Source organism: Haemophilus sp. CCUG 66565 (assembly GCF_001679495.1).
Lineage (GTDB): Bacteria > Pseudomonadota > Gammaproteobacteria > Enterobacterales > Pasteurellaceae > Haemophilus > Haemophilus haemolyticus_K.
Window position 1 is genome coordinate 121,481 of sequence record NZ_LZOX01000001.1, and the last position, 20,425, is coordinate 141,905.

General features: G+C 38.1%; 16 protein-coding genes and 4 tRNA genes. 9 read left to right on the forward strand and 11 right to left on the reverse strand.

What is annotated here, in order from left to right; genetic code table 11:
• Positions 1 to 75 precede the first annotated feature (75 nt).
• Entirely contained in the window at positions 76 to 1,386 is a 1,311-nt protein-coding gene (brnQ, locus tag A9501_RS00585; RefSeq protein ID WP_065264514.1) for a branched-chain amino acid transport system II carrier protein, read from the forward strand.
• A 28-nt stretch (positions 1,387 to 1,414) separates the two neighbouring features.
• On the opposite strand, the gene rdgC is transcribed toward brnQ, so the two are convergent.
• Complete coding sequence (rdgC, locus tag A9501_RS00590) at positions 1,415 to 2,323, reverse strand: recombination-associated protein RdgC (protein WP_065264515.1); 909 nt, start codon at positions 2,321 to 2,323, stop codon at positions 1,415 to 1,417.
• Between the two features lie 65 nt (positions 2,324 to 2,388).
• On the opposite strand from rdgC, the gene proC reads away from it, so the two are divergent.
• Genes proC through xerD form a run of 3 tightly spaced genes read left to right on the forward strand, consistent with a single transcriptional unit; the run spans position 2,389 to position 5,294 of the window.
• On the forward strand, positions 2,389 to 3,204 hold the full coding sequence (gene proC, locus A9501_RS00595) for a pyrroline-5-carboxylate reductase (RefSeq protein ID WP_065264516.1): 816 nt from the start codon (positions 2,389 to 2,391) through the stop codon (positions 3,202 to 3,204).
• Complete coding sequence (locus tag A9501_RS00600) at positions 3,204 to 4,370, forward strand: 3-phenylpropionate MFS transporter (protein WP_065264517.1); 1,167 nt, start codon at positions 3,204 to 3,206, stop codon at positions 4,368 to 4,370. Before proC ends, A9501_RS00600 begins: the two co-directional genes overlap by 1 nt.
• 30 nt (positions 4,371 to 4,400) lie before the next feature.
• Positions 4,401 to 5,294: a site-specific tyrosine recombinase XerD gene (gene xerD / locus A9501_RS00605; protein ID WP_005636429.1), complete on the forward strand. Its 894-nt coding sequence runs from the start codon at positions 4,401 to 4,403 to the stop codon at positions 5,292 to 5,294.
• A 62-nt stretch (positions 5,295 to 5,356) separates the two neighbouring features.
• Here xerD and A9501_RS00610 read toward each other — a convergent pair whose 3' ends face one another.
• Positions 5,357 to 6,406, reverse strand: coding sequence for an AI-2E family transporter (locus A9501_RS00610; RefSeq protein WP_048954180.1), 1,050 nt, complete (start codon positions 6,404 to 6,406; stop codon positions 5,357 to 5,359).
• Between the two features lie 197 nt (positions 6,407 to 6,603).
• Here A9501_RS00610 and A9501_RS00615 point away from each other — a divergent pair, with 197 nt between their 5' ends.
• Complete coding sequence (locus A9501_RS00615; RefSeq protein WP_065264518.1) at positions 6,604 to 7,224, forward strand: YagU family protein; 621 nt, start codon at positions 6,604 to 6,606, stop codon at positions 7,222 to 7,224.
• Between the two features lie 145 nt (positions 7,225 to 7,369).
• On the opposite strand, the gene A9501_RS00620 is transcribed toward A9501_RS00615, so the two are convergent.
• The 4 genes from A9501_RS00620 to A9501_RS00635 form a co-directional block, all read right to left on the reverse strand.
• Positions 7,370 to 7,445: transfer RNA gene (locus A9501_RS00620), tRNA-Lys, on the reverse strand.
• A 50-nt stretch (positions 7,446 to 7,495) separates the two neighbouring features.
• Positions 7,496 to 7,582, reverse strand: a tRNA-Leu gene (locus A9501_RS00625).
• 27 nt (positions 7,583 to 7,609) lie between these two features.
• Positions 7,610 to 7,683, reverse strand: a tRNA-Cys gene (locus A9501_RS00630).
• Positions 7,684 to 7,689: 6 nt separating this feature from the next.
• Positions 7,690 to 7,765 (reverse strand) — tRNA-Gly (locus A9501_RS00635).
• 245 nt (positions 7,766 to 8,010) lie between these two features.
• Between A9501_RS00635 and A9501_RS00640 the strand changes: the two genes are divergently transcribed.
• The gene (locus tag A9501_RS00640) at positions 8,011 to 9,120 is read left to right on the forward strand and encodes a methionine biosynthesis PLP-dependent protein (protein ID WP_065264519.1); all 1,110 of its coding nucleotides are present in this window, start codon (positions 8,011 to 8,013) and stop codon (positions 9,118 to 9,120) included.
• 149 nt (positions 9,121 to 9,269) lie between these two features.
• A complete protein-coding gene (gene trxA / locus A9501_RS00645; protein WP_048954178.1) occupies positions 9,270 to 9,593 on the forward strand; it encodes a thioredoxin in 324 nt (107 codons plus the stop codon).
• A gap of 192 nt (positions 9,594 to 9,785) precedes the next feature.
• Here the strand turns inward: trxA and A9501_RS00650 are convergent, their stop codons facing one another.
• The 4 genes from A9501_RS00650 to grpE form a co-directional block, all read right to left on the reverse strand.
• On the reverse strand, positions 9,786 to 10,652 hold the full coding sequence (locus tag A9501_RS00650; RefSeq protein WP_065264520.1) for a ferritin-like domain-containing protein: 867 nt from the start codon (positions 10,650 to 10,652) through the stop codon (positions 9,786 to 9,788).
• A gap of 10 nt (positions 10,653 to 10,662) precedes the next feature.
• On the reverse strand, positions 10,663 to 11,523 hold the full coding sequence (gene tesB, locus A9501_RS00655; RefSeq protein WP_065264521.1) for an acyl-CoA thioesterase II: 861 nt from the start codon (positions 11,521 to 11,523) through the stop codon (positions 10,663 to 10,665).
• 117 nt (positions 11,524 to 11,640) lie between these two features.
• Positions 11,641 to 13,764 (reverse strand): anaerobic ribonucleoside-triphosphate reductase, encoded by a 2,124-nt coding sequence (gene nrdD / locus A9501_RS00660; RefSeq protein WP_065264522.1) that lies wholly within the window; start codon positions 13,762 to 13,764, stop codon positions 11,641 to 11,643.
• A gap of 317 nt (positions 13,765 to 14,081) precedes the next feature.
• The gene (gene grpE, locus A9501_RS00665; protein WP_140449484.1) at positions 14,082 to 14,678 is read right to left on the reverse strand and encodes a nucleotide exchange factor GrpE; all 597 of its coding nucleotides are present in this window, start codon (positions 14,676 to 14,678) and stop codon (positions 14,082 to 14,084) included.
• A gap of 100 nt (positions 14,679 to 14,778) precedes the next feature.
• Between grpE and A9501_RS00670 the strand changes: the two genes are divergently transcribed.
• Both A9501_RS00670 and recN read left to right on the forward strand, forming a co-directional pair.
• Positions 14,779 to 15,669 (forward strand): NAD(+) kinase, encoded by an 891-nt coding sequence (locus tag A9501_RS00670; protein ID WP_065264624.1) that lies wholly within the window; start codon positions 14,779 to 14,781, stop codon positions 15,667 to 15,669.
• 110 nt (positions 15,670 to 15,779) lie between these two features.
• A complete protein-coding gene (gene recN / locus A9501_RS00675) occupies positions 15,780 to 17,456 on the forward strand; it encodes a DNA repair protein RecN (RefSeq protein ID WP_065264524.1) in 1,677 nt (558 codons plus the stop codon).
• Between the two features lie 20 nt (positions 17,457 to 17,476).
• Here the strand turns inward: recN and glnE are convergent, their stop codons facing one another.
• The gene (glnE, locus tag A9501_RS00680; RefSeq protein ID WP_065264525.1) at positions 17,477 to 20,422 is read right to left on the reverse strand and encodes a bifunctional [glutamate--ammonia ligase]-adenylyl-L-tyrosine phosphorylase/[glutamate--ammonia-ligase] adenylyltransferase; all 2,946 of its coding nucleotides are present in this window, start codon (positions 20,420 to 20,422) and stop codon (positions 17,477 to 17,479) included.
• Positions 20,423 to 20,425 lie beyond the last annotated feature (3 nt).

Genomic DNA, 20,425 nt, shown 5'->3' on the forward strand with positions numbered 1-20,425 from the left:
ATTAAATAGGGATTTTATGTGCATTGTAATAAATTATTGTAGAATGCACGCCTATCGATTTTAGGGTTAGAAATTATGTTTTCACGTAAAGATATTATTGTTTTGGGGATGATGATCTTCGCTTTATTTTTAGGAGCAGGGAATATTATTTTTCCACCAATGGAAGGTTTTACTGCCGGGTACAATTGGGCTAGCGCCTCTTTTGGATTTGTGTTAACTGGTGTTTTTATGCCTTTTATTACATTGGTTATTGTTTCTATTTTAGGGCGAGGAGAAGAATTAACGAAAGATTTACCTAAATGGGCAGGGACTGCTTTTCTTGTTATTTTATATTTAACAATTGGTTCTACCTTTGCCATGCCGCGAATTACAAATGTTGCTTATGAAATGGCATGGTTACCTTTAGGATTGATGGAGGATAATTCAACAGTTAGATTTGTTTTTTCTCTTGTTTTTAACTTAATCGCGATGGGATTTATGATTCGTCCAAACACGATTATTTCAAGTGTAGGTAAATTTATGACGCCTGCATTATTGGTGTTATTAGTTGTGGTAGCGGTGACAGTTTTTATTTCTCCATTATCCGAGATTCAGGCTCCCACAAAAGCTTATGAGTCAGGTCAGGCTTTATTCATCGGTTTAACAAGTGGTTATCAAACTATGGATGTGCTTGCTGCCATTGCATTTGGAGGAATTGTCTCACGTGCACTTGCCGCAAAAAATGTGGTTCATACAAAAGATATTGTGAAATATACCATTTCAGCAGGTTTTGTTTCAGTCATTTTGCTTGCTGGATTATACTTTTCACTCTTTTACCTTGGTGCAACAAGTGCCTCGGTTGCTGAAGGTGTAACAAATGGTGGACAAGTTTTCTCACGTTATGTGAGTGCATTGTTTGGTTCAGCAGGTACTTGGATTATGGCGGGAATTATCGTACTAGCAAGTTTAACTACTCTTGTTGGTGTAACGAGTGCTGCTGCTGATTATTTTGCGAAATTTTCAGTACGTTTTTCTTATCCGTTTTGGGTAGCAATTTTTACTGCAATGACAATTACTGTTTCTCAATATGGCTTAACTGATTTGCTTCGTATTACGATTCCAGCCCTATTATTGATCTATCCTATAGCGATTGTATTAGTGTTTTTGCAATTTTTACGTGATAAATTACCATCAATCAAATTGACTTACTATAGTTCTTTAATTGTCACGCTATGCTTTAGCTTATGTGATAGTTTAAATAATGTACAAATGTTACCTGAAAGCATTAACACATTATTGAAAGATTTTCCTCTTTCATCAGAAGGAATGGCATGGTTAGTGCCAGCATTCGTAATGCTTGTAGTGAGCATTTTTATAGGAAAGTTATTTACTAACATAAAAAAATAAAATTGCGGCATTTTTTAGCCGCATATCTTTATAATCTAGTTTTTTCTCCGCCAAATTCACCTAATAAATTTTCGGTGAGTTTGGCTAAAATACCAGTCATCAGTACAAAATCAGCATCGAAACGCTGTGCAAAATCTTCTTTCAGAATATCATCATTTTTTTCCCGTACACTATCTGCAAATTTTAAACGTTTGAGGCTGCAATCCTCGTTAAAAACGAAAGTTAAGGTGTCTTCCCATTCTAAGGCTAATTTACTTACTACTTTTTTGCCATCTTGCAGAAGTGCGAGAATTTCTTCATTTTCTAAAGGTTGTTTTTTGCAACGGATAACGCTGTCTTCCTGACTGCCGCGAAGCTCGGCTTCTTCTAATGCAATTAACCAATGCGGTAAACTATCTTGAAGGATCCAATTTGTTAAAATCGTGCTGGGTTCATTAGCAAAGGCTAAAGGCACAACAGGGAGCGATCCTAAGGATTTACGCAGTAATGCGAGCACATCTTCCGCGCGTTTACTCGATGCTGCATCAACATGAACAAGATTATTTTCCGTATCAATCCATAGCGCCGTATGCTGATTTTTACTAAATGCACGAGGTAATAAATTCATCACGACATCATCTTTTAATGTTTGTTTTTCTACCTTTTTAAGTTTGCGATTTTCTTTTTGTTCAAGGCTTTCAATGCGTTCATCTAATTCACGTTTGACCACATTTGCCGGCAAGATTTTTTCTTCTTTTTTCGCCACTAATAGAATTTGCTTTCCTACAGAAAAATAGAGTAAATCACTTCCTCGTAATGGGGCTGACCAGCCAAATTTACTTTGATCTTGAGTACCGCAAGGATGGAATTGACAATCTTCCAGTTGAGTTTGTAGCTGTGCAAGATCCCAATCTAGCGGTTTAGTCAGTCTATAAGTCATTAAATTTTTGAACCACATCGTAACACTTCCTTCAATATAGGGTAGAATGTATAGCATTATAGCCCATAAAAATAGGAAAAACGATGCAACACAAATTGATTGCCTTTATTGGTGGCGGCAATATGGCACAGGCGATTATTCTTGGCCTGTTGAAACAAGGTTATCCTGCCGAGCAAATTATTGTGAATGATCCGAATGAGGAAAAAAGAGCATTTTTTGCCAATCTTGGTGTGGCAACTTCAGAAAATAATGTGGAAAGTGCAACCGAAGCGGAAGTTGTGTTGCTTGCGGTAAAACCTCAAATGATGGCTGAAGTTTGTTCGCCACTAAGTGCGGTGGATTTTTCCGATAAATTGTTAATTTCCATTGCTGCGGGGATTTCAACTGAACGCTTGAACTCATTAATTCCAAGTATAAAATCGATAGTGCGCGTCATGCCAAATACGCCCGCATTTGTGGGGGAAGGCATGGCGGGGTTATTCGCACCGAAAAATACGAGCGAAAATCACCGCACTTTTGCACAAGATTTGTTGGGGGCAGTGGGAAGAACCGTTTGGATGGGCGATGAAGCCCAAATGCACGCAGTAACTGCCGCTTCAGGAAGTAGTCCAGCCTATTTCTTTTTGATGCTGGAAGCGATGCAGCAAGTCTTAATCAAAATGAATATTAATGAGAAAATTGCCCGTGAATTAGTGCAGCAATCCATGCTTGGTGCAGCAAAAATGGTGACAGAAAATCCGAAAATTGCGCTTTCAACTTTGCGTGAAAATGTCACCTCGAAAGGTGGCACCACTGCGGCAGCGTTAGCGGTATTTGATGCACAACATTTTAATCAAACAATAGAGCAAGCTATGCAGGCTTGTTTGTCTCGTTCACAAGAAATGGAAACGTTATTCTGATGCAAGTTCGTCCTTTTTATTGGCTCGCACTGAGCTTTCTAGGTTACTACTGCGCTTATGGCATATTTTTGCCTTTCTTCCCCGCATGGTTGAAATCGCAGCAATATGGTGAAGAAATGATTGGTTTGGTGATCGGGAGTGCTTATATTTTCCGATTTGCGGGCGGATTATTTTTTTCATCGCTGATTAAAAAAGCCAATCATATTATTAATTCCTTACGCCTATTGGCGTTAGCATCGGCCATTATTATGGTGGCTATGAGTTTAGTTGCACATAATTTTTGGTTGTTGTTTATTGCTATTGGTTTATATGCCTCTGTGAATTCAGCAGGAATGCCGATTGGAGATTCGTTGGCATCCACTTGGCAACGACAAATAGGCTTGGATTACGGTAAAGTACGTTTGATTGGTTCTGCTGCTTTTATTCTTGGTGTAGTTGTGTTCGGTGGCATGATTGGCTGTGTTGGCGAGCAAAATATCGTGTGGATTTTAACCGCACTTTTATCCTTCTATACTATCATTCAGCTTTTAAAACCAACCATTCCCCCAAAAGATGAGATACCTGAAGGTGGCGCTCAAAATAATATTAGTTTTATTGCGTTACTGAAAAATCCTATTACATTGCGGGTCATGATTGCAGTGGGGCTTATTCAAGGCTCTCATGCGGCTTATTATGTGTATAGCACGATTTATTGGACAAGCATTGGAATTTCTGTTTCACAAACTAGCTTACTTTGGGGCATTGGGGTATTAGCAGAAATTGTATTATTTTTCTTTTCTCGTCGCTTATTTCAAAATATTTCTATCAGTGTGCTGCTTTATATTTCTGCGCTTGCGTGCATCGGACGCTGGGCTGTAATGGGATATGTTGAAGATTTTTGGTTGATATTCTTATTGCAACTTATGCATAGTTTGACTTATGCCGTTTGCCATTATGCGATTGTTCGCTATATCACCACGCAACCGCAAAGTCATATTGCGAAGTTGCAAGGTTTGTATAATGGCTTATCGAATGGGGTGCTAATTGCCATTTTCACTGCGATTGCAGGCACGATTTATCCAACGTCGCCGGCGATGACATTTTTATTTATGAGTATCATTGCGGCAGCCGCATTTTTTGTGATTCCACGTAAGTTAAATGCCTTTTTGATTGTTCAGCATAAATAGGATGAATCGCTTTCCTTGTAGAAAAGTAATATGAAAAATCTAGCGCTCATTGATTTGTTTCTTAATGAATATTGGATTGAAAAAGGGCTTTCAGAAAATACCGTTCAATCTTATCGTTTGGATTTAACCGCACTTTGTGATTGGTTGGATAAAAACGACTTGTCTTTGGAAACCTTAGATGCTGTTGATTTGCAAGGTTTTCTAGGTGAACGCTTGGAGAAAGGTTACAAAGCCACGAGCACCGCGCGAATGTTAAGTGCAATGCGTAAACTTTTCCAATATTTATATCGGGAAAAATACCGAGTGGATGATCCAAGTGCGGTGCTAAGTTCGCCTAAATTACCCAGTCGCCTACCAAAATATTTAACTGAGCAACAAGTGTCAGATTTACTCAATACGCCAGATGTTGAAGTGCCTTTGGAGTTGCGTGATAAAGCAATGTTAGAATTGCTTTATGCAACTGGGCTTCGTGTCACGGAGTTAGTTTCGCTTACAATTGAAAACATGAGCGTGCAACAAGGCGTGGTGCGAGTGATTGGTAAAGGGAATAAGGAACGTATTGTGCCAATGGGGGAAGAAGCTGCCTATTGGGTTCGTCAATTTATGCTTTATGGTCGCCCTGTGCTATTAAATGGGCAGAGTTCTGATGTTGTGTTTCCAAGTCAGCGCGCACAGCAAATGACTCGTCAAACTTTCTGGCATCGTGTAAAACATTATGCCATTCTCGCGGATATTGATGCTGATGCACTTTCCCCCCACGTTCTTCGCCATGCTTTTGCCACTCATTTAGTGAATCACGGTGCGGATTTACGCGTGGTGCAAATGTTGCTAGGGCATACAGATTTATCCACAACACAGATTTATACTCACGTGGCAAAAGAGCGATTGAAACGATTGCATGAAAGATTTCATCCTAGAGGGTAATTAAAAACGCGTAGTAATGAAATAAACTGTTTTAAATTATTCCTTTATCTGAATATTTCATATTAATCTTCAGGTAAAGCATTTAGAACTGCTTTCACTAAAGTTGCTAGTGGAATAGCAAAAAATACGCCCCAGAACCCCCACAATCCACCGAAAATTAATACTGAAATAATGATCGCTAATGGATGTAAGTTTACTGCCTCAGAGAATAAATAAGGAACAAGTAAATTGCCATCTAAAAGTTGACTTATGGCAAAAGCAATGATGATATACCAAAATGTTGGGCTTACACCAAATTGGAATAATGCGACCAAGGCAACAGGAATGGTGACAAGCACAGCTCCAATATAAGGCACTAACACTGAAAGCCCTACAGCAAATGCCAAGAGAAGTGGATAATTCAAGCCAAAAATAAGAAAAATAATATAAGTAATTAAAGTTACAATCAAAATTTCTAATAATTTACCATGAATATAATTAGAAATTTGTTGTTGCATTTCTATCCAAACCTTGAAAGCTAAATGACGGTTTCTTGGCAGAAAGCGGCTCACCCCTTGTAAAAGTTCTTTTTTATCTTTTAACATGAAGAACATCATTAGTGGTACTAAGAAAGCATAAATACCGAGAGAAACTAAGTTCATAATTGATGTTAACGACAGTTTCACCACTGATTCACCAAAACCAAGAATTTTTTCTCGTACGGAATTAAAAATGGAATCTACCATAGAATAATCAATGAGTTCTGGATAATGCTCTGGTAGATTAAGTAACCATTCATTGAGTTTATTAAACATCGCTGGTAAATCGCTTAATAAGGAAATACTTTGATTCCAAAGCATTGGTACAAGAATTAAAAAGAATATGGTAGCGATACTGATAAAGCTACCAAAGACAAGAATAGTGGCCATGATCCTTGGAAAGCGTAAACGTAAGTTTAAGAAACGAATTGGCATTTCGAGCAAATAAGCTAATACGATAGCAATAAGCAGCGGTGCGATTAGATTTCCAAAAAAATAAATAGCAAGGAAGCCAAACAATAAAATAGCAAGTAACCCCATTGTTTGAGGATCGCTTAATCGGCGTATATACCAATTTCTTAACATTTCTAACATAGTACTTCTCAATGAATATTTTGGGTCATTATAAGTGAAATTATTTGTTGTTTATAGTTGGCACTTGACTAATCTTTTAAATTCTTTAACATTTCTACCTAAATTTTGTTATTAAAACAAAATTTGTGTCGCATTTTGGTTATGGCTGAGTTTTGTATAGCAAGTGCGGTTATTTTTTCTTAATTTCGGAGCAAAATATGTCAGGTATTTTTACTCAAAGCCCTGCAAATCGTCGTCATTATGGCGTAGCTATTTTTGTAGGCATCATCGCAGGAATTATTTCTGCATTTGTAAAATGGGGAGCTGAGCATCCATTTCCACCACGCAGCCCAATTGATTTCTTTGCTGCAGCTTGTAAAGTGGATGTGACTGGTTTAAGTCAAGACCAAATTCTTTCTGTATGTTCACGTGCATTTCTAAATCCACCACATGTTTTTTTACGTGATTACATTGGTATTGACCCGACTCAAGCTGCATTTACATTTGCGGATCATGCATTTAACTGGATTGGTGTCACGCATATTATTTTCTCTTTAGTATTTGCTATTGGTTATTGTATAGTTGCAGAACGCTTCCCTAAAATTAAATTTTGGCAGGGTATCGGAGCTGGTATTATTGCCAATATTTGTGTTCACTATATTACTTTCCCTGCATTAGGTTTAACACCGCCAGTTGCAGAGTGGCCATTATATGAACATATTTCTGAATTAGTGGGACATATTTTCTGGTTCTGGACTATTGAAGTGATTCGTCGTGATTTACGTAATCGGATTACAAATGAACCGGATGCTGAAATTCCATTAGGTCAGGTACGTTAATTTCTCTGGCTAATACGAAGATAACTGTATATTAGGAAACTAAGTGCAGTTATTTTTTTTCATTTTAAATAGAATATGAATAATATATTTAGTATTTTTTGTGTAATCGCAAGATAAAATTTTAAGCGTTGTAAGTTTTTAATATTGGTGGGTCGTGAAGGATTCGAACCTTCGACCAACGGATTAAAAGTCCGCTGCTCTACCGACTGAGCTAACGACCCAATTAGATGATTTTAAAGTAAATTTTAAAATCTTTGGATTGGTGTTTAAATGGTGCCCGAAGCCAGACTTGAACTGGCACGCCTCGAAAGGCGAGGGATTTTAAATCCCTTGTGTCTACCGATTCCACCACTCGGGCATATAGACAACTAACATTTGCGTATTATGGAGGCGTGTCCCGGAGTCGAACCGAGCTACATGGATTTGCAATCCAGTGCATAACCGCTTTGCTAACACGCCACGAATTGGAGCGGGAAACGAGGCTCGAACTCGCGACCCCGACCTTGGCAAGGTCGTGCTCTACCAACTGAGCTATTCCCGCATTCGCTGTTAGTGGTGCGCATTTTACGGAAATTTAAAAAGCTGTCAATCATAGAGTAAAAAATTTTTTTTAACCGTTTAAAAAAGATTCACTTTGTTTAAATAATTCTCACAAAATGATGAATAAATAGAAATTTATGCAATTATATAATTTCCACTTTTATCACTTTCCCCTTTATGCCAAAATGTTCAGTATATTTTATAGCATGAAAGTGCGGTGAATTTTTATTGTTTTTAGAGGATGTTATGATACAACAATATGCAATTGATACCTTATTAGCGCAAGCCGGTAATCGAAGTGATAAGCGAACTGGTTCAGTTTCTGCGCCAATTTTTCTTTCTACGGCTTATGGGCATCATGGAATTGGTGAGAGTACAGGGTTTGACTATACGCGGACTAAAAACCCAACTCGTACGGTATTAGAAGAAACGATAGCTAAATTAGAAAATGGAGATCGTGGTTTTGCTTTTTCTTCTGGTATGGCTGCAATTCAAGTTTTGATGACGCTTTTCACTGGCCCAGATGAATGGATCGTTTCTAGCGATGTGTATGGTGGTACTTATCGACTATTAGATTTCTCTTATAAAAATAACAATAGTGTAAAGCCTGTTTATGTCAATACAGCATCTACTTCTGAAATTGAGGCGGCAATTAACCCAAATACGAAAGCGATTTTTATTGAAACCCCATCAAATCCTTTAATGGAAGAATGTGATGTGGTTGAAATTGCAAAACTTGCGAAAAAACATAACTTGATGTTGATCGTGGACAATACGTTTTTAACGCCAGTGCTTTCTCGCCCATTAGATTTAGGCGCAGATGTGGTGATTCACAGCGGGACTAAATATATTGCTGGTCATAATGATGCACTTGTTGGTTTAATTGTTGCGAAAGGACAAGAGCTTTGTGATCGTATTGCTTATATTCAAAATGGTGCAGGTGCGGTGCTTTCACCTTTTGATTCTTGGCTGACTATTCGTGGTATGAAGACACTTTCTTTGCGCATGAAACGCCATCAAGAAAATGCGCAAGCTATTGCTGAATTTTTAAAAGCTCAACCACAAGTGGAATCAGTGCTTTATCCAAATAAAGGGGGGATGTTATCTTTCCGTTTGCAAGATGAAGCTTGGGTTAATACATTCTTAAAATCCATCAAATTGATTACTTTTGCTGAAAGTCTAGGCGGCACAGAAAGTTTTATTACTTATCCAGCAACGCAAACCCATATGGATATTCCAGAATCTGAGCGTGTAGCCCGTGGAATTACGAATACCTTGCTGCGTTTTTCTGTCGGTATTGAAGATGTAGAAGATATTAAGGCTGATTTATTACAGGCATTTTCTAATTTGAAATAATGAGGATGAAGTGAGATTTTACTTGCTATTTAGTTTTTGACAATTAAAACAATAAGTTTACATTTGTTAAAACAGTGTTATTCTTCATTTCACTAGTAAATCAAAAATGTTCTTGTTTTGAACATTATTCATAAAATAAGGAAATAAAAATGAGCGAAGTATTACATATTAATGATGCTGACTTTGAAAGTATCGTTGTGAATTCAGATATCCCTGTATTATTAGATTTTTGGGCACCGTGGTGTGGTCCTTGTAAAATGATTGCGCCAGTTTTAGATGAGCTTGCTCCTGAATTTGCAGGTAAAGTAAAAATTGTAAAAATGAATGTGGATGATAACCAAACAACGCCAGCACAATTTGGTGTCCGTAGTATCCCAACATTATTATTGATCAAAAATGGTCAAGTTGTTGCTACTCAAGTTGGAGCATTACCAAAAACACAATTGGCAAATTTTATTAATCAACACATTTAATTTTATGTTCTATAAAGCCATACAGTTACAAATTGTATGGCTTTTTTATATCACCACTCATTTTAATTTGAATGGTTGTTTGTTGTAGTTATTTTATGATGACTGGGTTGAGCGTTCTGTTTTCCAGTTTGAAGATCATTATGAGGAAATAAGAAATAGCACTAACGAAAAAAGTTTAAGACATCAAGATATTTATTTTTTCATGTAAGATTTTAATGTTTGTTCCACTTCATAAATCCAATCTAACTCATGCTGCGTGAAACCCGCTTGAATACGAGCATCGGTATTAATGACACCTTTAAAAATCACAATACGGTATTTGTGTAAAAGCTCCGTAAAGCATTTCATCGCATCCAAACCCCGTTTTTTAGAAAGTGCGTGATACCAATGATTGCCGATATACACATGGCCAATTTCATCACGCAAAATAATATCCAAAATGTTCACTGCGGCAAAATCTTTACGTTGTGCGATTTTCTCTTGCAGAACAGGTGTTGCATCGAGGCCTCTTGCTTCTAATACACGAGGAACTAACGCCATTCGTTCCCAAATATCGTGAGCGGTAGCTTGCGCCATTTCCCATAATCCAGCATGAGCTTCAAAATCACCATATTGATAACCCAATGTTTTCAAATGTTCATTGACTAAGGAAAAATGCGTGCTTTCTTCACGAGCGACACGCAGCCAATCTTTCACAAAAGCCAAACCTTCGCCAAGTTCTTCTTGTGCATTACGCCCGAATCGCCAAGCCGCATCTAAGCCTAAATTAATCGCATTAAACTCAATATGTGCGATAGCGTGCAATGTGGCAGCATAGCCTTCTTCTGTGGCAAAAGAACGTTTTGGCACATCTTTTGGTGCAACTAAGAGTGGTTTTTCAGGAAAAGCGGCAATATTATCTTGCGGCACGACTTCGGGAAAATCGTCTAATTTTATCAACTGAATTTGCGGCAGAAGATTATCGTAGAGATCATTAACTAAACGACATTTTTCTTGTGGATTAGCTGTTTTTAGTGCGGTTTCAACTTGTTGCCAAAATTGTGTAATAAGTGCGGTCATTTTTTCTCTCTTATTCGTTAAAACGGATCAAGCCTTCTTGTTGTGTTGTCGCGATTAATTGACCATCTTGCGAGAAAATTTGCCCACGTGCTAAGCCTCGCCCTCCAAAGGCATTGTTGCTTTCAATTGCGTGTAAATGCCAGTGATTTAAATCAAACGGACGATGGAACCAAATACTGTGATCAATGGTTGCCACTTTCATTCCTTTTTGTAAAAAGCCTTTTTCGTGCGGATGAAGTGCGGTCAAAATACAGTGAAAATCGGAAAAATAAGCCAATAAACATTGCTGAATTTTTATATCAAGCGGCGTTTCACCATTGGTTTTAAACCAAGAATATTGCTCGGCTGGCAATTTTGTCCCATTAAATGGGTTATTCAAATATTTGGTGTGTACCTCAAATGGACGCTCTGCGGCAAATTTTTCATTGAGTGGTTCTGGCAAGGTTTGAGCCACTTTTTGTAGCATCACATTTTCATCTGTAAAGTCTTCAGGTGTACCAACATTTGGCATCGTATTTTGATGTTCAAAACCTTTTTCAGGCACTTGGAAAGAAGCGGTTACATGACAAATGGTATTTTTATGTTGAATGGCTTTCACGCGTAATGCAGAAAAGTTACGCCCTTCACGCAAGGTTTCCACATCGTAAATAATCGGATATTGGCTGTCTCCCGGAGCAAGAAAATAGGCATGACAAGAATGTAAAATGCGATCTTCAGGCGCGACCTGCATTGCTGCTGATAATGCTTGAGCCACAACTTGCCCGCCAAATACTTGGCGAAAACCTAAATCTTGGCTTTCTCCACGAAAGATTAAATCATCAATTTTTTCAAGTTTAAGAAGATGAATGAGGTTATTGAGAATATCTGACATATTGCTTTCCTTGAGGATAAGAAAAAGTGCGGTTATTTTAGCGGAGATTTTGGGGAATGCCAAAGCTAGAAACAAAAAGCACGCATTAAAAAACGCGTGCTTTTGCTAGAGTGTTAATCAAAGGTGTTTAACTCTTCTTTTCACTTCTTCCTGTTTTCCCGCATTAAAGGGGCGAGCATCAGGGCTGCCTAGATAGCCACATACGCGGCGAGTGACAGAAACTTTTGTGCTATCGTGATTGCCACATTTCGGGCAGACAAAACCTTTACTGGTACATTCAAACTCACCGGTGAAACCACATTCATAACATTCGTCAATCGGTGTGTTTGTTCCGTAGTAAGGCACGCGATCGTAGCTATAATCCCACACATCTTCCAATGCTTTTAAGTTGTGTTGAATATTTGGATATTCACCGTAGCAAATAAAACCGCCGCTAGCGAGTGGGGGATATGCCATTTCGAAATCTAGTTTATCGTAAGGATTCGCTTTCTTTTCGACATCTAAGTGGTAACTATTCGTGTAGTAGCCTTTATCCGTTACGCCTTCAATCACGCCAAATTTTTTGGTGTCTAGACGGCAGAAGCGGTCGCATAAGTTTTCACTTGGCGTGGAGTAAAGGCTAAAGGCATAGCCTGTTTCTTTTTGCCAGCGTTTAACTGCCTCGCTAAGGTGGCGAACAATTGCAATGCCTTTTTCGCGTAATTGTTCATCATCAAAAATATGCCCTTTGTTATAGAGCGCATTAATAGTTTCGTGAATACCAATATAGCCAAGCGAAATAGAGGCGCGTCCATTTTTGAAAATTTGTGCCACATTTTCATCCGCTTTTAACCGCACTCCGCATGCGCCTTCCATATAAAGAATGGGGGCAACGCGAGCTTTGGTATTTTCAAGGCGGGCAACTCGCGTCATTAATGCTTTTTTCGCAATAGCCAAACGTTCATCTAAAGTGCGGTAGAAATCTTCTTCGTTTTTAGACTCCAACGCAATACGCGGTAAATTCAAACTCACCACACCCAGATTATTACGCCCATCGTGAATTTCGTGGCCGTTTTCTTCGTATGCTCCTAAAAAGCTACGGCATCCCATTGGAGCTTTAAAAGAGCCCGTTACTTTGACAACTTGATCGTAATTGAGAATATCTGGATACATACGTTTTGATGCACATTCTAATGCGAGTTGTTTGATATCGTAATTCGGATCGCCTTGAGTTTGGTTCAGGCCTTTTTTAATGGTGAAAACGAGTTTTGGAAAGACTGGCGTTTTATGATTTTTTCCGAGTCCACGAATACGATTTTTCAAAATAGCTTTCTGAATTAAGCGGGATTGCCAGCTTGTACCTAAACCAAAACCAAAGGTAACAAAGGGTGTTTGTCCATTCGACGTATGCAGTGTATTGACTTCATATTCTAAAGATTGGAAGGCATCGAAACATTCTTTTTCAATTAATGCTTTTGCATAACCTTCAACATCAGGCACGTTCCATTCTTGGGCATGTTTGAGGTGTTTTTCGTAACTGATTTGTACATAAGGGGAAAGTACTTCATCAATACGGTTAATGGTTGTGCCGCCGTAAATATGGCTGGCCACTTGGGCGATAATTTGTGCTGTCACTGCCGTTGCGGTGCCGATAGATTTAGGGGGTTCGATTTCCGCATTACCCATTTTAAAACCACGAGAAAGCATCCCTTCTAAATCAACTAACATACAGTTAAACATTGGGAAGAACGGTGCGTAGTCTAAATCGTGATAATGAATTTCACCTTTTTCGTGAGCCTCCACCACATCGCGTGGAAGAATATGGTGTTTGGCATAATGTTTTGCCACAATCCCAGCAAGCAAATCACGTTGTGTTGGAATCACTTTCGCGTCTTTATTGGCGTTTTCATTAAGTAATTCTACGTTGCTTTGTTCAATCAAACCTTCAATTTCTTTTGTTAGCTGACTACGTTTTTCGCGAGCTAAATCACGATCATGACGATATTCGATATATGCACGAGCAACCTCGGGATAACGACTTGCCATCAATTTATCTTCAACGATTTTTTGAATCTGATTAATATCAATCTCGCCTTGATGATGGGTGAAAATTTCATTTCCTACTTCTTGCCCAATTTGGTGGCAATAAAATTCATCGGAAATATTGACCGCACTTGCGGCTTTTTTAATGGCATTGATGATACGTTGAATCTCAAATTCCGCACGAGAACCATCGCGCTTGATGACCCCAAAGTTACTCATGATATAGCTCCAATATATAGTGTTTTTGAAATGCGGAGTGCACTATATATAGATCTAAAAAGATAATCAACACACAATATGTAGTGTTTTTAGGCCTTTTATCATACGAGGATTTTGTTAGAGATTGATTTTATTAGAAAAATATCAAATTAAGTTGTTGATAACTTTTCTCAAATATTTTTTGATTTTGTGAGCGAGATCAAAGTTTTCATTTTTAAAACGGAAGGGGAGGGGGAACAATAAAATTAATCATATAATTTTTATTTATGGATATAAAAAACGGCCGAAAAATCGACCGCTCTTTTTTATCTTATGGCTTAAGCTGCCACCATTACCATCGCTGGGCGAATGACTCGACCATTTAAGGTGTAGCCTTTTTGCAATACGACGCTAATTTGATTGCTTTCAAAGCCTTCAGCAGGTTGCATTGAAATGGCTTGATGTAAATCAGGATTAAATGCTTCACCGACAACCCCCACAGCTTCCACGCCAAAACGACCAACGGTTGAAACTAATTCTTTTAAGGTTAGTTCTACGCCGTCAAATAAGGCTTTTACGCTTTCATCTTCTTTATTTGCTGGAGTGGCAAGTGCGCGCTCTAGGTTATCGATAGTATTCAAAATGTCTTTTGAGAATTTTTCTAATGCGAATTTATGTGCTTTTTCTACGTCTTGTTCAGTACGACGACGAAGATTTTCAATTTCAGCACGAGAGCGAAGTAAAATATCCTGTTCTTTGTTTGCCGCTTCTTCTATTTGAGTTTTTAGCTGTTCTTCAAGCTCTTGCACTCGCGCAATAGCTTCTTCTAAAGGATCAAGTTCTTGAGAAGGCTCTGTTTGTTGTGTTTCTTCCACAACAGCGTCTTCTTGCTTTTCTACTTCTGGGGTTTCAATTTTTTGTTCTTGTTCTGACATTTTTTTCTCCGTAAATACAAAATTCGCCATAGTCGTTAGCTATAGTCTAACAAAAAACTATATAATGACGAAAATGTTAAATTCAAGTGCGGTTTATTTTATGAATAATTTATATCGTTCCTTTAAAACCATTGGGCTTGTAGGAAAACCTCGAAATGACATTAACCTACAAATGCACAAAAATTTGTTTCACTGGTTAACGGAACGTGGCTATCAAGTAATGATGGAAAAAGATGTTGCTGAAAAATTGGGGCTTCCTGCAGAAAATCTTGCAACACTTGATGAAATTGGTTGCCAAGCACAGTTGGTTATCGTGATTGGTGGGGATGGTAATATGTTGGGCCGTGCTCGCGTATTAGCAAAATATGATATTCCATTGATTGGTATCAACCGTGGTAATTTGGGATTTTTAACAGATATTGACCCGAAAAATGCTTATGCTCAACTTGAAGCTTGTTTAGAGCGTGGAGAATTCTTCGTGGAAGAACGTTTTTTATTAGAAGCAAAAATTGAGCGTTCAGGTGAAATTGTGTCGACAGGTAATGCAGTGAATGAGGCGGTTATTCACCCTGCGAAAATTGCACATATGATCGATTTTCATGTATATATCAATGATAAGTTTGCATTTTCACAACGTTCTGATGGATTAATTGTTTCTACTCCAACAGGTTCTACGGCTTATTCTCTTTCCGCTGGTGGCCCGATTTTGACACCAAACCTTAATGCCATTGCGCTAGTGCCAATGTTTCCACATACATTAACTTCTCGTCCTCTTGTTATTGATGGTGATAGTAAAATATCGATTCGTTTTGCTGAGCACAATACATCTCAATTGGAAGTGGGGTGTGATAGTCAAATAGCCTTACCTTTTACGCCTGATGACGTGGTTCATATTCAAAAAAGTGAGCATAAACTCCGATTGCTTCATCTAAAAAATTATAATTATTACAATGTATTAAGTACCAAATTAGGTTGGTTGAAATCATTTTGATTTTTATAAAAAGCCTAGTGGAAATGTATAAGTAAAATACTGTAAAAAAATCCTTTACTGTAAATTAAATCAGTTGTAATATGATTGATATACAGTTAAAGGATTTTGCTATGCTTACTCAACTTACTATCAATAATTTTGCGATTGTTCGCCAGCTTGATATCGAATTGGCGAAAGGAATGTCTGTTATTACTGGGGAAACTGGTGCCGGAAAATCTATCGCTATTGATGCTTTAGGTTTATGTTTCGGACAAAGAGTTGAAACATCAATGGTACGCGAAGGGCAAGAACGTGCAGAAATTTGTGCAACTTTCCAACTAGAATCGCATAATCCTGCCTATAAATGGTTGAATGAGCAAGAATTGCAAGATCCAGATAATCCCATTGAGTGTATTTTGCGTCGTGTGATTAATGCCGACGGACGCTCTAAAGCTTTTATTAATAGTACTCCTGTATCCGCGTCCCAATTAAAAGAAATTGGTCAATATCTTGTTCATATTAATGGGCAGCACGCTTCTCAATTATTGCTAAAAAATGACTATCAGCTTCAGTTAGTTGATAATTTTGCCTCTCATCCTGAATTACTTGTGAACATGCGTGAAGATTATCAAGCATGGAAGAATCTTCAAAATCAAGTTAAAACCTTTCAACAAAAAGTGGCAGAAAATGAGGCACGTAAACAACTTTTACAGTATCAAGTGGATGAATTAGATGAATTTAATCTTCGACCAAATGAATATTTGGAATTAGAAGATGAACAACGTCGTTTATCTAGCAGCGAACAGCTAACCCAACTTTCTCAATCAGCCCTACAAATTTTAAGTGAAAATGACACGGTAAATATCGATAGCTTGCTTTATCGTGCGACACAATATATTGATGAATTGGCTGAACTTGATCCGCAATATGCTGAAGTGCAAAGTATGTTGAGCGATGCGTTGATTCAAGTGCAAGAAGCAACCAGTGAAGTGCGAAATTTATCAAGTAATATCGAACAAGCTCCTCAACTTTTACAGGAAATTGAACAGAGAATTAGTCAGGCTTTACAACTTGCTCGTAAACATCAAGTTAAACCTGAAGATCTTGTGGAACATCACAAAAAATTAAAAGCAGAATTAACCGCACTTTTAGATTTTTCTGAAAGTGAAGAGATGTTGATTGAGCAAGAAAAACTCGCATTTGAACAAATGCAAGCAACGGCTAGCGCATTAACTGCGAGTCGTCAGCAATCTGCAACCCGCTTAGCGCAAAATGTCACGCAGTCGATAAAACAACTTGCAATGGAAAATGCAGAATTTTATGTAGAGTTGAATACGGATTTAGATAAAGTGGGATCAAACGGTGCGGATAATGTGATTTTTACTTTGCGTAGTAATTTAGGTCAACAACCTCAACCGTTAGCTAAAATTGCCTCTGGTGGGGAGCTTTCTCGTATTTCTTTGGCTATTCAAGTTTTAACTTCTGATCAATCGGCTATTCCAACGTTAATTTTCGATGAAGTGGACGTGGGCATTAGCGGAAAAACAGCAAGTGTTGTCGGAAAACTTTTACGTCAATTAAGTGAACGTTGCCAAGTATTATGCGTAACTCACTTGCCACAGGTTGCTTGTCATGGCCACCATCAGTTCAATGTAGAAAAATTTACTGTGGATAATAAAACTGAAACACAAATGACCGCACTTTCACAAGCTGAACGTGTACCAGCCTTGGCAAGACTCTTGGGCGGAAGTGAAATTACAGAATTAGCCTTAGCCAATGCACAGGAAATGTTAGATTTAGTTCATTAAAATGGGATTTAATTACTATTTTATGAACTAAATAGCTTATCCCAAAATGTTTGAATAAATGACCGCTCTTTGACAAATTCAGTTTCATCCACAACGGAGGATTTACCTACCAAATTTAAATGGTGAATAGCATTGCGTAAATCAACATAACATTGTTTTAATGTGTCGCAGTCTGTTTGGCTAATAATTTGAGCCTCTGCCATATCATCGAAAATACGTACGTTGTCTGACCATTTTGTCAATTGTGGGTTTTGTGGGGCATTGGCAAGCATTAAATATTGAGCGATAAATTCAATATCAGTGATACCACCGTGATCTGTTTTAAGATTAAATTCACCATTTTTTGAATGGGACAAATGCGTGAACATTTTTTCTCGCATTTCCACAACATCGCGCTTTAATTGCTCAATATCTCGTGATGCAGAAAGTACTTGTTGGCGGATATGCTCAAATTTAGCTTTAAGAGATGATTCACCAAATACAGGGCGAGCACGCACAAGAGCTTGTTTTTCCCATGTCCAAGCTTCATTTAATTGATAATGGGCAAATGCAGAAAGAGAGCAGCCAATTAATCCAGCATCGCCAGAAGGGCGTAGGCGCATATCTGCCTCATAAAGTACGCCAGCGGAAGTATTTATGCTGAAAATACTCACAATCTTTTGTGCCAAACGCAGGTAAAATTGATTGCTATCAATCACTTTTTTGCCACCTGTTGTTTGACTTTCTACGGTATCGTACAAAAATACCAGGTCTAAATCAGATTTATAACCGAGTTCAATACCACCCAGTTTTCCATAACCAATCACTAAAAATCCTTTTTCATCATTTTGTAAATGTTCAGGTATGCCAAATCTAGAGGAAACTTGTTTCCAAGCTAGATTCACAACGACTTCAATAATCGCTTCAGCAAGATAGGTTAAATGATCGCTTACCTTCATCACCGGTAGTGCCCCTAAAATATCTGCCGCGGCCACTTTTAATAGGGTTGCTTGTTTAAATTGACGTAAAGCATCAATAAGCTGTTCTTCATCATCAGGTGGTAAACGAAGCAAATATTGATGTAACTCCGCGGGATATTGGGTAAATGGCAATGGATGGCGTAGCGCTTCTGTATTAAGCAATTCATCTAATAAGATAGGGTGGCGAGCCAGTTGTTCTGAAATAAGTTGAGATTGTGTACAAAGCTCAATAACTTGCTGAAGTACACGAGGATTTTCCAATAATAATTCTAAATAAGTCGTGCGACTCGAAATTTTTTCAATAATGTTCAGAATTCGGGGGAGCAAAGTGCGGTAATTTTCTTGTTCAAAAATGAGTGCAAGTACTATTGGCATTAAATGGCTCAAAACATCACGCCCACGCGAACCAATCACTCTGTGATTTAGGCTGTCTTTGAATTGGGCAAGCTTTTCTAAAACTTCATCAATATTATTTTCTGATATACTACTCTCTAATAATGTTTGTTCAATATCCTCAAAATCTGATTCTAAAAAATCTTGCCATTGGCTATCAATTTGTGAAGGCTCATCTTGTTCATCACCGATTAATTGATTAAATACCGCCCGCACTTTTTCTTGTTTTTGTTGCAAATTGCGGTAAAAATCGTCCCAATTTTCTATTGGATAATGTTTTTCAATGGTTTGATTATTTTTATTTAAACAGGTGAATGTTTTGCATGCCTCTACTAAACGAATTTGATCTATTTCATCGGTTGGTAGTGTTTGAGTTTGTTGATCGTTAATAGCTTGTAGAATGTTTTCTACGCGACGTAAAAAAATATAACTTTCACGTAAGTCGTGGAATTGTTGTTCGGTAATTAATCCTAGTTTGGTAATTTCAGGCAAGATCTTTAAGAGTGAATGTTGTTGCAGATTGATTTCTCGCCCGCCTCGAATGAGTTGAAACACTTGTACGATAAATTCGACTTCACGAATCCCCCCTGCACCCAATTTAATATTATCTTTCAAACCTCGACGGCGCACTTCTCGCTCAATTTTGCCTTTCATTTCGCGTAAAGATTGGATCACACTAAAGTCAATATAGCGACGATACACAAAGGGGCGTAACATTTTTTGCAATTTTGAAACGTTGGGATCCTTTGTTTGTGCGCCCAATATTCGCCCTTTAATCATTGCATAGCGTTCCCAATCTCGACCTTGATCTTGATAATATTGTTCCATTGCCGCAAAGCTGAGAACAAGCGCACCGCTGTCACCAAATGGACGCAAGCGCATATCGGTTCGATATACAAAACCATCAGAGGTAAATTCATCTAAGGCAGAAATAAGGCGTTGCCCTAAACGCGTAAAAAATTTTCCATTATCCACAGAACATCGAGCATTCGTATTCTCAATGGACGTTTCCCCTTGTGATGGATAAGTGAAAATTAAATCAATATCCGAGGAAAAATTGAGTTCAAAGCCGCCTAGTTTCCCCATTCCTAGAATATAAAGTTGTTGCGGATTGCCTTGTTCATCCATTGGCGTACCCATTTCCGCACAGGCTTGATGATAAAGCCAATCTCGGGCAGCGATAATTAAACTTTCTGCAAGTTGTGAAAGCTGAACAAAAATTTCTTCTACAGTGGCAAGATTCAAACTTTGACAAAAACTTAATTTTGCCATTTCAATGTTACGGAATTGGCGTAATGTTTGATAGAGTGCGGTTTCGTCATGTACATTGGCTAACTCTCTATTCAAACGTTCAGTATAGGCAGAGCAATCTGCAAAACAGGGCGCTTTATCCCACCATTGTTTCACTAAGTGCGGGTATTTTTGCAAGACTTTTTCCACAAAGTCAGACATTGCCATAGCATAGCCTAATTGGTAAATAGGCAGTTCAGGATGGTTTAAATTTTTTTGAATGGCGTCGTGAATTTTTTCTGGGGAAAGTTCTGGAAAAGATTGGCACAGAATTGTGCCAAGAGATTGTAATTTTTGTTCAATGAGGGCAGAAAGTGCGGTCATTTT

Excerpts from the sequence above, each read along its gene's own strand:
- brnQ (WP_065264514.1), top strand. The coding sequence starts at position 76 with ATGTTTTCACGTAAAGATATTATTGTTTTGGGGATGATGATCTTCGCT.
- rdgC (WP_065264515.1), bottom strand. The coding sequence starts at position 2,323 with ATGTGGTTCAAAAATTTAATGACTTATAGACTGACTAAACCGCTAGAT.
- proC (WP_065264516.1), top strand. The coding sequence starts at position 2,389 with ATGCAACACAAATTGATTGCCTTTATTGGTGGCGGCAATATGGCACAG.
- A9501_RS00600 (WP_065264517.1), top strand. The coding sequence starts at position 3,204 with ATGCAAGTTCGTCCTTTTTATTGGCTCGCACTGAGCTTTCTAGGTTAC.
- xerD (WP_005636429.1), top strand. The coding sequence starts at position 4,401 with ATGAAAAATCTAGCGCTCATTGATTTGTTTCTTAATGAATATTGGATT.
- A9501_RS00610 (WP_048954180.1), bottom strand. The coding sequence starts at position 6,406 with ATGTTAGAAATGTTAAGAAATTGGTATATACGCCGATTAAGCGATCCT.
- A9501_RS00615 (WP_065264518.1), top strand. The coding sequence starts at position 6,604 with ATGTCAGGTATTTTTACTCAAAGCCCTGCAAATCGTCGTCATTATGGC.
- A9501_RS00640 (WP_065264519.1), top strand. The coding sequence starts at position 8,011 with ATGATACAACAATATGCAATTGATACCTTATTAGCGCAAGCCGGTAAT.
- trxA (WP_048954178.1), top strand. The coding sequence starts at position 9,270 with ATGAGCGAAGTATTACATATTAATGATGCTGACTTTGAAAGTATCGTT.
- A9501_RS00650 (WP_065264520.1), bottom strand. The coding sequence starts at position 10,652 with ATGACCGCACTTATTACACAATTTTGGCAACAAGTTGAAACCGCACTA.
- tesB (WP_065264521.1), bottom strand. The coding sequence starts at position 11,523 with ATGTCAGATATTCTCAATAACCTCATTCATCTTCTTAAACTTGAAAAA.
- nrdD (WP_065264522.1), bottom strand. The coding sequence starts at position 13,764 with ATGAGTAACTTTGGGGTCATCAAGCGCGATGGTTCTCGTGCGGAATTT.
- grpE (WP_140449484.1), bottom strand. The coding sequence starts at position 14,678 with ATGTCAGAACAAGAACAAAAAATTGAAACCCCAGAAGTAGAAAAGCAA.
- A9501_RS00670 (WP_065264624.1), top strand. The coding sequence starts at position 14,779 with ATGAATAATTTATATCGTTCCTTTAAAACCATTGGGCTTGTAGGAAAA.
- recN (WP_065264524.1), top strand. The coding sequence starts at position 15,780 with ATGCTTACTCAACTTACTATCAATAATTTTGCGATTGTTCGCCAGCTT.
- glnE (WP_065264525.1), bottom strand. The coding sequence starts at position 20,422 with ATGACCGCACTTTCTGCCCTCATTGAACAAAAATTACAATCTCTTGGC.